Origin of the sequence: Sorangium sp. So ce204, from assembly GCF_051526795.1 — a bacterium.
Lineage (GTDB): Bacteria > Myxococcota_A > Polyangia > Polyangiales > Polyangiaceae > Sorangium > Sorangium cellulosum_B.
Genome location: NZ_CP150317.1, coordinates 7,828,873 through 7,841,847 on the forward strand (window position 1 = coordinate 7,828,873; position 12,975 = coordinate 7,841,847).

General features: G+C 72.2%; 10 protein-coding genes. 5 read left to right on the top strand and 5 right to left on the bottom strand.

What is annotated here, in order from left to right:
• The first annotated feature begins 83 nt into the window (after positions 1-83).
• The 5 genes from WMF22_RS29080 to WMF22_RS29100 all read left to right on the top strand — a co-directional run bounded on the left by WMF22_RS29080 (position 84) and on the right by WMF22_RS29100 (position 6,797).
• On the top strand, positions 84-320 hold the full coding sequence (locus tag WMF22_RS29080) for a hypothetical protein (protein WP_437293269.1): 237 nt from the start codon (positions 84-86) through the stop codon (positions 318-320).
• 224 nt (positions 321-544) lie between these two features.
• Complete coding sequence (gene ilvD, locus WMF22_RS29085; RefSeq protein WP_437293270.1) at positions 545-2,461, top strand: dihydroxy-acid dehydratase; 1,917 nt, start codon at positions 545-547, stop codon at positions 2,459-2,461.
• Positions 2,462-2,678: 217 nt separating this feature from the next.
• Positions 2,679-4,040, top strand: a complete 1,362-nt coding sequence (locus WMF22_RS29090) for a formylglycine-generating enzyme family protein (RefSeq protein WP_438031885.1) — start codon at positions 2,679-2,681, stop codon at positions 4,038-4,040.
• A 112-nt stretch (positions 4,041-4,152) separates the two neighbouring features.
• Positions 4,153-5,163 carry an FAD-dependent oxidoreductase gene (locus WMF22_RS29095; protein ID WP_438031886.1) on the top strand — a complete coding sequence of 337 codons (1,011 nt, stop codon included), beginning with the start codon at positions 4,153-4,155 and terminating at the stop codon, positions 5,161-5,163.
• A gap of 737 nt (positions 5,164-5,900) precedes the next feature.
• On the top strand, positions 5,901-6,797 hold the full coding sequence (locus WMF22_RS29100) for a fatty acid desaturase (RefSeq protein ID WP_437293273.1): 897 nt from the start codon (positions 5,901-5,903) through the stop codon (positions 6,795-6,797).
• 359 nt (positions 6,798-7,156) lie between these two features.
• Here the strand turns inward: WMF22_RS29100 and WMF22_RS29105 are convergent, their stop codons facing one another.
• The 5 genes from WMF22_RS29105 to WMF22_RS29125 form a co-directional block, all read right to left on the bottom strand.
• Positions 7,157-8,815, bottom strand: coding sequence for a hypothetical protein (locus WMF22_RS29105; RefSeq protein ID WP_438031887.1), 1,659 nt, complete (start codon positions 8,813-8,815; stop codon positions 7,157-7,159).
• 180 nt (positions 8,816-8,995) lie between these two features.
• The gene (gene floA, locus WMF22_RS29110; protein WP_438031888.1) at positions 8,996-9,988 is read right to left on the bottom strand and encodes a flotillin-like protein FloA; all 993 of its coding nucleotides are present in this window, start codon (positions 9,986-9,988) and stop codon (positions 8,996-8,998) included.
• A 50-nt stretch (positions 9,989-10,038) separates the two neighbouring features.
• A complete protein-coding gene (locus tag WMF22_RS29115) occupies positions 10,039-10,512 on the bottom strand; it encodes an NfeD family protein (protein WP_437293276.1) in 474 nt (157 codons plus the stop codon).
• Entirely contained in the window at positions 10,509-12,017 is a 1,509-nt protein-coding gene (locus WMF22_RS29120) for an NfeD family protein (protein ID WP_438031889.1), read from the bottom strand. Before WMF22_RS29120 ends, WMF22_RS29115 begins: the two co-directional genes overlap by 4 nt.
• A 117-nt stretch (positions 12,018-12,134) precedes the next feature.
• Positions 12,135-12,869, bottom strand: a complete 735-nt coding sequence (locus tag WMF22_RS29125; RefSeq protein ID WP_438031890.1) for an alpha/beta fold hydrolase — start codon at positions 12,867-12,869, stop codon at positions 12,135-12,137.
• Positions 12,870-12,975 lie beyond the last annotated feature (106 nt).

Here is a 12,975-nt window from a genome sequence, read left to right on the forward strand (position 1 = left end):
TACGAACACCCATTCAAATACATTTCATGGAGGTTGATGGCGCGGGCGACGCGGCGCTAACTTGATATGGGAGGATGAGACCCATGTCCGAGAATGCGAGTCAGACAGGCACGAACGACGCCGGGCAAGCTGCGGTCGTCAACCGGCCGTCGCGGGATGAGGTCCAGGACCTGCGGCGAGAACGAGACGAGGCGCGCCAGCTCCTGGCCACGCTGGTCGTGGCGCTCAAGCGCGCGACGTTCCGGCACGGCACCTACATCGACGGGCTGGGCGCCGCGATGGTCGCCGTGGATCGGTGGTCCAAGCCACGGGGCCGATGATCGAAGGGCCGGACCCGGGCTGCGGTGACGCCCGGAGTCGCGGGCCCAGGCCCCCGAGAGACCTGGTGCGCGCCGCCTCGGCCGCTCGAGCGACCTCGCCGCCGGTCGACGCGGCGACGCAGCGACGCAGCGCGCGGCGGTGGACGCAGCGCGCGCGGCGGTGCGCTGGCGCCGGCCCCGCCTGCCGGCTAGGCGCGAAGGCCGGAACGGAGTAGGTTCCCGGCATGGCCGGATACCGCAGTCGTACATCCACCCAGGGGCGCAACATGGCAGGGGCGCGCGCGCTGTGGCGCGCCACCGGCATGAAGGACGCGGACTTCGAGAAGCCGATCGTCGCCATCGCCAACAGCTTCACGCAGTTCGTTCCGGGGCACGTCCACCTCCACGACGTCGGCCAGCGGGCGAAGAAGGTCATCGACGCCGCGGGCGGGTGGGGCGTCGAGTTCAACACCATCGCGATCGACGACGGCATCGCCATGGGCCACGCCGGCATGCTGTACTCGCTGCCGAGCCGGGAGCTCATCGCCGACAGCGTCGAGTACATGGTGAACGCGCACTGCGCGGACGCGCTCCTGTGCATCTCGAACTGCGACAAGATCACGCCCGGCATGCTCCTCGCCGCCATGCGGCTCAACATCCCGACCGTCTTCGTGTCGGGCGGTCCGATGGAGGCGGGCAAGATCGTCGGGACCCACGACCGCGACGGCAAGCCGCTCATCCGGAAGCTCGACCTCATCGATCCGATGATCGCCGCGAGCGACGACAAGGTGACCGACGCGGATCTCGCCGCGATGGAGCGGTCCGCGTGCCCGACCTGCGGCTCGTGCTCCGGCATGTTCACGGCCAACAGCATGAACTGCCTCAACGAGGCGCTCGGCCTCGCGCTGCCCGGCAACGGCACGCTGCTCGCGACGCACGCGGCGCGCTGGGAGCTCTTCGAGGCGGCGGCGAAGCGCGTCGTCGCGCTCGCGCAGCGGCACTACGTCGACGGCGACGCCTCGGTGCTGCCGCGGAGCATCGCGACGTTCGAGGCGTTCGAGAACGCGATGGCGCTCGACATCGCGATGGGCGGCTCGACGAACACGGTGCTCCACATCCTGGCGGTCGCCCGCGAGGCGCAGGTGGACTTCAAGATGGCGGACATCGACCGGATGTCGCGCAAGGTGCCCAACATCTGCAAGGTCGCGCCGTCGTCGCATCACCACGTCGAGGACGTGCACCGCGCGGGCGGCGTGCTGACGATCCTCGGCGAGCTCGACCGCGCGGGGCTCATCCACCGGCAGGTGGGCACGGTCCACGCGGGCACGCTGGGCGAGGCCATCGACGAGAACGACATCCGCCGCCCCACGGCGACGGCCGCCGCGAAGAAGCGCTCGCTCGCCGCGCCGGGCGGCGTGCCGACGACGGTCGCGTTCTCGCAAGACAAGTACTTCGCCGACACCGACGATGACGCCCAGAAGGGCTGCATCCGCGACGTCGACCACGCGTACAGCCGCGAAGGCGGGCTCGCCGTGCTCTACGGCAACATCGCGGCGGACGGCTGCATCGTGAAGACCGCCGGCGTCGATCCCGAGATCTGGAAGTTCGAGGGGCCCGCGCGGGTGTTCCACTCGCAGGAGGCGGCGTGCGACGCGATCTGGGACAACCAGATCCGCTCGGGCGACGTGGTCGTGATCGTCTACGAGGGGCCGAAGGGCGGCCCCGGCATGCAGGAGATGCTCTATCCGACGTCGTTCCTGAAGGGGAAGGGCCTCGGGAAGGCGTGCGCCCTCATCACCGACGGCCGGTTCAGCGGCGGGACGTCGGGCCTGAGCATCGGGCACGTCTCGCCCGAGGCGGCCGAAGGCGGGACCATCGGGCTCATCGAGGAGGGCGACCGCATCCGGATCGACATCCCCGCCCGGACGATCGATGTCCTCGTCAGCGAGGCGGAGCTCGATCGCCGCCGCCGCGCCGCCGAGGCGCGCGGCGCCGATGCGTTCAGGCCGAACCGCGACCGCAAGGTCTCCCCTGCCCTGCGGGCTTACGCGCTGATGGCCACGAGCGCCGCCAACGGCGCTGTCCGCGACGTCGGTCAGATCGAGCCCAGCCGGCGCGCCGGGGACGGCGCGACCGCGGCCGCCCCCGCGCAGCGCAAGTAACGGAGCTCCAGCCGGCGTCCAGCCGCCGAGCCACGCAGGCGAGGCGCGGACGAGGACACAGCGCCCGCAGCGCGGCGGCCGCCGCCGGTGGAACGGTGGCCACCGCCCCGGCCCCCGGCGCGCCTCGGCGCCCGGCGCAGGTCGGGCGCAGCAACGCTCCGGGCCGCTACGGCATCCACCGCGACGGGGGTGCGCCCGGTCGCGTATGATGCCGTACATGAGAAAATTGGCGCTCATCGTGGCCACCTCTCTCGTCTCGGGTTGCAGCCCGAAGGTGCGTGATTTTTCTGGTGACCACGACGTCGGGAGCGGTGGAAGCGGGGCCGGCGGCGGCAGCAGCGCCACCGCAAGCAGCAGTGACGCCACCACCACCAGCAGCGGCCTCGGCAGCAGCAGCAGCGGCGGCGGCGCCAGCAGCAGCAGCAGCAGCAGCGGCGGTGCGACGGATGGCTGCGTCGACCCGGTGGAGGACTGCCCGCCTGCGCAGAGCGCCTGCATGGAAGCGGTGTGCAGCGAGGGTGGGTGTGCGGAGCGGCCGAGGCCGGAGCGGACCCCCTGCGGGGCAGACGGCAGCGCGGCGTGTGATGGCACCGGGGACTGCGTGACGTGCGCGGGCGGCATGCAATGCGAGTGCGGGGAGCCGGGTTGCCCGAACACGTGCGGATCGACGGACGTGATGGTCATGCCCCCGAGCTGCGCGGGGGGCGGGCCGGGCGCCGGGGAAAGCTGCGGGCCGGGCGACGCGAGCTGCTGCGGCAACAGGATGGTCCCCTGCGGCACTTTCCTGAGGGGCTACGACGGGACGCCGAGCACGGACGACGCGTTCCCCGCGGCCGTCAGCGACTTCCGCCTGGACAGGTACGAGATCACGGTGGGGCGATTCCGAGCGTTCGTGGATGCCGGGCAGGGCGTGCAGGAGAGCCCGCCGGCCATCGGGGCTGGCCGGCACCCCCACGTCAGCGGCAGCGGATGGATCGCGGGGTGGAGCTCGCGGCTCGCGCCGAACACCGCGGCGCTCCGGACGGCGCTGCAGTGCAATGGCGATCGCCTCTGGACGTGGACCGACGCCCCCGGGTCGAACGAGGACCTGCCGATCAATTGCATCACCTGGTTCGAGGCGTTCGCGTTCTGCGCGTGGGACGGCGGCCGCCTGCCCTCCGAGGCGGAGTGGAACTATGCGGCTGCCGGTGGCGACGAGCATCGACCTTACCCCTGGGGCTCCGGGATCGACGGCGATCGCGCCTCCTACAACTGCACCGGGGATGGAAGCGCCGCGGGGGCTTGCGCGCTGAGCGACATCCTGCCGGTCGGGTCGAAGCCGCGTGGCGACGGGCGATGGGGGCACTCGGATCTGGCCGGGAATCTCTGGGAGTGGACGATGGACTGGTGGCGGGATGCGCTCCCCACGCCGTGCATCGACTGCGTGCATCGCGTGGACGGCGATCGCGACGCGACGCGGGTCACCCGCGGCGGGAGCTACCGCGCGCCGGCGACGGACGTGCGCGCAGGCAACCGCGACTTCAGTTATCCCATCGACCGCGTAAACAACATCGGCGCCCGCTGCGCGCGAGACATCTAGAGCGGCATGTAGCTGCGGTGGGCGGAAACCGTCGCGGATCGGACGTCGCGGGACGTCGCGGGACGTCGCGGAACGTCTACACGACCGGATTCGACGCCGGGCGTTGTGTGCGATGTCGACGCTGAGGCGCGGCGTGCTAGAGCGCGCGATCGTGGCGTCATCGCGGGGCCAGGCTCAAGGGCAGCAGATCACCGTCGTGGGCGCAGGGGTGATCGGGTTGACCACGGCGGTCGTCCTCCAGCGCGACGGCCACCGGGTGCAGGTGATCGCAGCGGCGCGCGGCGAGCGCACGACGTCCGCGGTCGCGGCGGCGCTGTGGCACCCATTCCTGGCGAACCCGCCCGAGCGCGTCAACGCGTGGTCCTCGAGGAGCCTCGATGAACTCACGCGCATCGCGAACGAACACCCGGAGGCGGGCGTGGATCTCCTGACCGCGCGCGAGGCGGCGGACGACACGCGCCTGCCGTGGTGGGCTCCGAGCGTCCCGGACCTCGCGCTCGAGCCTGGACCCCACCCGCTGGGCGCGCCGTACAGCCTGCGATTCACGGCGCCGCGCATCGAGCCATCGTTGCACCTGCCCTGGCTGGAGGCGCAGCTCGACTGTCCAGTGCGCACCGAGCACGTGCGATCGCTCGCCGAGGTCGAGGGCGACTGCATCGTGAATTGCACCGGGCTCGGGGCGCGCGCGCTCACCGGCGATGGCGAGCTCATCGGCGTGTACGGCCAGGTGGCGATCGTCGAACCAGGCGAGATCCCCCCAGATGTCGCACTGGGTGATGAAAGGGACGAATTGGCGCTCGTCTATGTCATCCCAAGGCGTCGCGAGATCGTGATTGGCGGTTGTTTCATCCCGTCGCCCGATGATCGCCCGCTGACGCCTGATCCCGAGCTTGCTGACGCAATGCTCCAGCGGGTGCGCGCGGCCGGGCTCAAGCCGGGCCGCTCGCTCCGCTCACGCGCCGGGCTGCGCCCTTACCGGAGCACCGTGCGGGTCGAGCGAGAAGGCCGTGTGATCCACAACTACGGCCACGGCGGTTCGGGATACACGCTGGCATGGGGTTGTGCCCACGAGGTGAGCGCAATGCTGCGGGACGGCAACGCGTCGACACACGGCCATGTCTAGCGGAATGTGCCGAGCGCACTGTTTTGACGCGCGCAAGTCGTCGCAAACCGACGCAACGGTTGCGTCCATCGCAACGGTCTCAACGGTCGTAACCGTCGTAAGCGTCGCAACCGTCGTAAGCGTCGCAACCGACGCAACCGACGCAACCGACGCAACCCACGCGACCACCACGAACCGAAACAAACGACGCTGCCTCTGGAATCCAGCCAACCAGAAAGCCCGACGCAACGCTCCGAAAGTCCCGTTGTGCTCCTGTTGCTAGGCTGCTAGATTGAATTCGTGCTCGTCTGCGAGCGTTTACCGCCTTCTCTCGCAGTGGGACCGCCCATGGCGCCCCTTTGTTCGTCCGAGGGAATGGCCGTGGACGGCCTCGCCTTGGAGGTCGCTAACCCCTGACGACCTCTCGGTGCCATCCCTGGAACGCGGTCCCGAGTGGTCGAACGTTCGTTTGCGCTTGATCCGGTGTCCGCCGTTCGCTGTCACCAACGTGAAGATCCGAAGCTTCCCCGGGAGTTTTGAGCGCCATGAACAACGACGAGAATCGACTCAGTCGGCCATCGGGGCGGCCAGCCGTCTGGAGTTTCACGAGGAACGACGACGAGAGTTGTCCGAGCCGCCCCTCGGGCAGGCCGTCGGGGAGACCCTTAGGCAGGCCGTCAGGGCGGCCCGGGAGCAGGCCGTCGGGGAGACCTTCCGGGCGGCCGGCCCTCTGGAGCGTCCTGCCGCTCGACAGCGGCTTGCTGCAGACCCGGACGATCGAGTGGCCGACGGTGGCGCTCTTCGCCGGGTCGTACGCCCTCTGGGCGACGGCCGTCTACGCGGGCATCGCGGGCTCGGTGTCGACCGTTCCGGCCGTGCTCGCAGCGGCGGTCGCCGCGTATGCCGCCTTCACGCCGATGCACGAGGCCTCGCATCGGTCGCTGGCGCGCTCCGCGCTGCTGAACGGCGTGATCGGGCGGCTGTCCGGGCTGCTGCTCGGGGCGCCGTTCGTGGCGGTGCGTCACTTCCACCTCGAGCATCACAAACACACGAACGAGGCGGACCGGGATCCCGACCACTGGAGTGGGCGCGGCCCGTGGTACCTCCTGCCGCTCCGCTGGGCGACACAGGATCTCCACTACTACTATCTATTTTTGCGCTCCTACCACGCGCAGAAGCGCGCGGAGCGGATCGAGACGGTCGCGTCGCTCGCGGCCATGCTCGCGCTCGTGGCGCTGGCCTTCGGGCTCGGCTATGGCGAGCTCGCGCTCCTCTACTGGATCTTGCCGGCGCGGCTGGCGATCTTCTTCCTCGCGTTCGCCTTCGACTACCTGCCTCACTACCCCCACGAGATCACGGCGACGCAGGACCGGTACAGCGCGACGCGCGCGGTCGACAGCGCGCTGTTCAACGTGCTGCTCTTCGGGCAGACGTATCACCTGATCCACCACCTCTACCCGGCCGTGCCGTTCTTCCGCTACCGGACCGTGTGGAAGCACCAGCGCGAGGAGCTCATGAAGCTCCGCTCGGAGAGCATCCCCCCGCCGCGGGCGTCGCTGCCCCTGATCGCGGCGGGCAGCCTCGTTGCGCCGCGGGCGCCCACGATCCAGACGGCTCACCCCACGCAGGGCGCGGCCGAGCTCGACGCCATCTGATCCGAGCGGCGCCCCGCTCCACGGCGGTCTCCGCCCCCTCTGCCCCATCCCGAGCCGCAGCAGAGCGGCGGTCACCCGCTTCGGATACGGGCCCACCTCGGCGTCTTCGGCGCGCAAGCGCACTGACCCGCCTTGGGTACGCCGTCGCAGAGCGGCGGTCACCCGCACAGGAGACGGGCCCAGATCGGCGTTTTCGGCGCGCAAGCGCACTGACCCGCCTTGGGTACGCCGTCGCAGAGCGGCGGTCACCCGCACAGGAGACGGGCCCAGATCGGCGTTTTCGGCGCGCAAGCGCACTCCAGTGCGCTGAGCACCGAAAACGCCGAGGTGGGCCCGTATCCGAAGCGGGTGACCGCCGCTCAGAGGCGGGCGCGGCGGCGGGCGCGGAGCGCTCGCGGCGGCAGCAGGACCTCTCGGAAGAGCAGGGCCTCCGCCACGGCGCGGCGGTCCAGCGCGACGCTGGACGCGTCGAGGCGCGGCCCGAACGCGTCGGGCCGTCGCTCGCTCGTGCCGAGCGCCGGGATCGCGGCGCGCGCCCTGAGGAGGATCGACAGCGACTGCGCGGGCGCCTGGTGCGCCGCCAGGACCGCGCCCGCGAGGAGCGCCCGGGCGTCGAGGACGGCGGGGACCCGGCCGGCGAGCAGCGCGTCGCGCGCGCGCGACGCCTCCTGGCGCTCGTGCGGGCCGTAGTCGAGCCCGCTGATGTCCTGCAGACCGAAGCCGGACAGGGCGGTGAGCGGGCCGGCATAGAGGCGCTCCACGATCCACGCGGCCATGGCGGCGAAGGGCGCCAGCGGGACCGGTCGCCAGGCGCCCTTCACGGGCAGGAGCAGGTCATCGAGGCTCACCTCGGCGTGGCAGCGCGCCCACGCCTCCCGCAGGGCGCGCGCGTCCTCGTTGAGCCCGCCCCGCTCGAGGACCATGCACCCGATGAGCACGCGCAGGTGCGGCGGAGGATGATCGTCATAACGCGCGCCGGTCACGTCCGTCTGGACGGCGATGGACGCGTACGGCTCGTCCTCCTGGAAGAACAGCTCGCTCATCGTGAGCACGTAGGCGGGGCCGAACATGAGCGTGCCGAAGACGTCACAGAAGATCTCCTCGAACCACACGCCGAACACCCGCCTGAGCGCGGGAGCCCCGATGCGATCGCCGTCCGGCGCGAGCGGGCGCGCCCGCTCGCCCCCCAGGCCGAGCTCGCGGCGCAGGGCCGGCTCGAGGCCGTCGACCGAGGCCAGGAAATCGTGCCCTATCTCGTGCGCGAGCGCGGGCCAGCGCAGCGGGGTCGAGAAGAAGTCGACAGGGAGGAAGATGGGCGCGATCGACGTCGGGATGAAGCCAGTCCAGATCGCGAGATCGAACTCCGTGAGCTGCGTGGCCGGCGCTCCGCTCCGGAGCGGCAGCCCCTCCGCCCGCGCGAACGCGATCACGGGGGCGTAGCAGGCGTCGGCGAGGGCGTCCGCGTCGCCGAGATCGGGCAGGAGCGACGGGTCGCGGCGCTGCCGCACGAGCACCGCGATCTCGCCCACGACGAGCTCGATGGTGTCCGCCGCGGCCTCCGCCTCGCGCGCCGTGAGGCCCGCGTCGACCGCGGCGCGCAGGCTCCCGATCTCGTGCGGGACGGCCCCGACGAGCACGTCCGTGAAGCGCCGGTTCGCCCGTTCGTGACGCACCACGTCGCCGAGCGCCGCGGCGCTCTGCTCGATCTCGGCGAGCCGCAGGAGCACCACGCGCAGCCGGTCGGCGTCGGGCGCGCGCGGGGCGCCGAACGGCATCCCCGCCCACGGCGCAGCGCTCGACGGCGCGACATCGACGAGCCCCGTATCGCTCCCCCGCGCGACGTCGACGAGCGCTGGTTCGCGCCGCGGGGCGTCCTCGCCGCCGGGCCGCGCGGCGGCACGCGCAGCGCGCTCGGCGCGCCTGGCTTGCAGGTTCCCGTACAGGCTCGCGAGCTTGACGATCGCCCAGATCACTCCGATGAGGACGCCGACGTATTTCTCGAGGTCGATGTCACGCATGGCGCCCCTCCAGCGTCGTCGGGGCGCGGCTCTCCGGCCGCGCGGCTCTCCGGCCGCGCAGCGCGCGGCGACAGCGCCCGGGGCGGGCCGAGCACCTCGGCCAGGACGAAGCGCCGCACGAGCGCGTCGCGGCGGCCGAGCCACGCGAGGAGCGGGCTCGGTGGGTCGCGCGGCGGCACCTCACGACTCCCCGACGGGATCGGGCTTGCCCCCCGTGGTGCCGGCGATGCCCTGGCGCATCTCGGTGTCGGCGATGACGTTGCGCATGTTGTAGTAGTCCATGACGCCGAGCTTGCCCGTGCGGAGCGCCTCCGCGACGGCGAGCGGGATCGTCGACTCCGCCTCGACGAGCTTCGCCCGCATCTCCTGCGTCTTGGCCTTCATCTCCTGCTCCTGCGCGACCGCCAGCGCGCGGCGCGACTCCGCCTTGGCCTGCGCCACCTGCTTGTCCGCCTCGGCCTGCTCCGTCTGGAGCTTCGCGCCGATGTTGGAGCCGACGTCGACGTCGGCGATGTCGATGGAGAGGATCTCGAACGCCGTCCCCGCGTCGAGGCCCTTCTTGAGCACGTTCTTCGAGATGGTATCCGGGTTCTCGAGGACGTGTTTGTAGTCGTCGGCCGAGCCGATGGTCGAGACGACGCCCTCTCCGACGCGGGCCAGCACCGTCTGCTCGCCCGCGCCGCCGACGAGGCGATCGATGTTGGCGCGCACGGTCACGCGCGCGATCGCGAGGAGCTGGATGCCGTCCTTGGCCACGGCCGAGACCTTCGGGGTCTCGATGACGCGCGGGTTCACCGACATCGCCACCGCCTCGAGCACGTTGCGGCCGGCGAGATCGATCGCGGCCGCGCGCGAGAAATCGAGCTCCATCCCCGCCTTGCCGGCCGAGATGAGCGCGTTGACGACCGCCTCCACCCGGCCGCGGGCCAGGTAGTGGGCCTCGAGCATGTCGACGGACACCCCCTCGAGACCGGCCTTCACGGCGCTGATCCGCGCGTTGACGATCTGATCGGGCGGCACCCGGCGCAGGCGCATCGCGATGAGCGTGAGCATCGAGACCCCGGCGCCCGACGCCTGCGCGGCGACCCACAGCCGGAGCGGCACCATGTACAGCGTCGCGACGATGGCGACGAGCACGAGCCCGCCGATCACGATGACCGAGATGATCTCCATATCCCTCTCCACCCGTCCCTGTCCGTGAAGGGCCGCCTCTCGCGCGCTCCCTAGGGCTTGCGCGGCTCGACGACGACCCGATTCCCCTCCACGCTCGCGACCCGCACAGGCGTGCCAGCCTCCACGTAGAGGCCGTCGGTCACGACATCGACCGCGCGATCCTCGATCTCGACCGTGCCGGCGGGGCGGAGCGGCGTGAGCGCCCTGCCCTCCTTGCCGGCCAGCGCGGCGAGCCGCGCGTCCGGGCCACGCCCGCTCCGCTGGGTCTCGAGCAGCACCATCTTGCGGCCCACCGGCGTCCTCGGGACAGCCCAGAACAGGAGCCCCGTCACGCAGACGCCGGCGCCCAGGGCGAGCAGGCCATAGCCGATCCCGAGGGCCGCCCATGCGAGCGCGACCGCGCCGAGCACGGCGGCGCCGCCGAGGAGCCCGACGAGGCCGACGCCGGGGATGACCAGCACCTCGATGGCGAGCAGCACGAGCCCCACCACGAGCAGCGCGACGACGAGCAGCGCGGGCGTCACGCTCCGCGCTCCTCGTCCGCGCTGCGCGCGACCGCCCTCACGACGACCCGGCCCCCCTCCGCGCGGACCACCCGCACGCGGGCGCCGGCCTCGACGTAGCCGAGCTCCGAGAGCGCCTCCACGCGGCGGCCGTCGAGCGCGACCTTGCCCGAGGGGCGCAGATCGGTCGCGGCCGTGCCGAGCCGGTCCACCAGCGACGCGGGCGCCGCGGAGCCCTCGGGAGGTCCTCCGACGGCGACGCCGCGGATCGCCGCGTCCAGAACGAACCGCCGCCCGAAGCGCGTCCTCGGCGCGACGCGGGCGGCGCCCACGGCGAGCGCCGCCGTCGCAGCGAGCGAGCCGCACACCGAGGCGAGGGCGCGCGGCAGCCAGCCGGCGTGCCAGGCGACGTCGACCGGCACGCGCTCGAGATCGAGGAGCGAAAGGAGGAGGGCGCTCGCCACGCACGCCGCGCCCGCGACCCCGGGGACGATGTGCCCCGGGACCAGGATCTCCACCGCGATGAGGATCGCGCCGACCGCGAAGAGCGCGAGCTCCTCCCAGCCGGCGAGCTTCACGACGTGGTGCCCGAAGAAGAACAGCGCGAGGCACGAGAGCCCGACGGCGAGCGGGACGCCGTGGCCCGGCGCGTAGAGCTCGAGGAGGATACCGAGCATCCCGAGGGTCATGAGGATCCCGGAGAGCGTGGGATCCGAGAGGAAGCGCGCGAGCTCCTCGGCGAAGCTGGGGCGCGGGCGGAGGATCTCCGCGGGCTGGGGGCGGCCCAGGGCGCCGAAGAGGTCTGCCTCGCTGCCGGCCTGCACCTCGGCGACGCCCCACGCGAGCGCCTGCGCGCCGTCCAGCGTGAGCAGCTTCCCCTTCTCGTCGAGGCCGGGGACCTCCACGTCGGCGTCGACCATGGCCTCGGCGATGTCGCCGCGCCGCCCCTTCGCCTCCGCGGTCGCGCGCATCTCCTTCCGCATGTAGGAAACGACCTTCTCGGCGACAGGCTTCATCTCGCCGCCCTCGCCGATCTGCACGGGCGTCGCCGCGCCGAGGGTGGCGCCGGGGGCGACCGCGATGACGTCGCAGGCGAGCGAGATGAGCGCTCCGGCCGAGATCGCGCGCGGGTTGACCCAGCACACCGTGCGGACGCGCGCCCGGAGCAGCGCGTCCCGGATGGCGAGCGCAGCGTCGATGCGGCCGCCGAGCGTGCTGATGTCGAGCACGAGGAGGTCGCCCTCCTGCTGGGCGGCGACGACGCGCTCCAGGAAGGGCGAGAGGCCGAGATCGATCGTCCCGGAGATCGCGACCACGGTGACCTTCCCCGCGCCGGGGATCGGCGGGAGCGGCCGCGGGCCCGGCGGCGCGGGGGCTCCGGCCGCGCCGCCCGGGACCGCGGCGGGCGCCGCCGCCTCGCCGCGGGCAGGGAGGCACAGCGCAATCGTCGCGAGGAGCGCGAGGAGCGAGGCCGCGCGCCGCCCCCACCTCGCGGCCTGTTCCAGCAGGCGCAACAAACCAGTCAAGCCCCGCTCCCTGCCATGGCGGCTCGGCTCGCGCCGCGCGCCATGCTCCCTGAGGTTCACGCCGAAGACCGCCTCGCCAAGGGTAGCGCATGGCGGCGCTCCACGATACCCCCCTGCTCAGGCTGCTCCGCCGCTGCCCGCCATGAACCTCGCCACCGCGCCCGCGAACTCGGCTGGTCGCTCCACGATCCAGTCGTGGCTTCCCTTCGAGGAGACGACAAGGGTCGAGTCGGGGATCAAGCGTTGGATGGCGAGGGCCGAGCGGATCGGCACCGTGAGATCGCGCGCGCCCCAGGCGAGCAGCGTCCTCACGCGCACCCGCGCCGCATGGCCGCTCAGGTCCGCGGTCGCGGCGATCCGCAGCAGGCTCAGCGCGCTCCGCGCGTGGAAGAGCAGGTTGTGGAGGAGCGCAGGCGTCCCCCGCGCGACGAAGCGAGGCTCGAGCAGCGACTCGGCCGCGCGGGCGAGGACGAGCGAGAGGACCGAGCCCTGCGGGTTGAATCCGATGGAATCGACGAGCACGACCCCGGTTAGCCGCTCGGGGTGGAGCGCCGCGACGATCAGCGCCACGGCGCCAGACAGCGAGTGGCCGATCAGCGTGACGCGCTCGAGGCGCAAAGCCCGCAAGGCCTCGGCGACGCAGCGCGCATACCGCTCCAGGGTCCACGGCGCGCGGAGCCGCGAGGCGCGGCCCGAGCCGGGCAGCTCCAGGACGAGCACCCGCGCGTGGCGCGCCATCGCCTCGACCGCTGGCTGGTAGGTCGCGCCGTCGATCAGCATGCTGGGCAGAAGCACCGCGGGCTCGCCGGTGCCCGTCTCGGTCACATAAAGGATCTCGCCTCCGACCCGCATCTCACGCCCACAGCCTTCCGCCCGAGCCCTCCGCCTCGCCGCGGGGCCCGCGGAGATGGGCAGGATCTTCTCTCCTCGACCCGACCGGGGGACATACGAGCCGGCG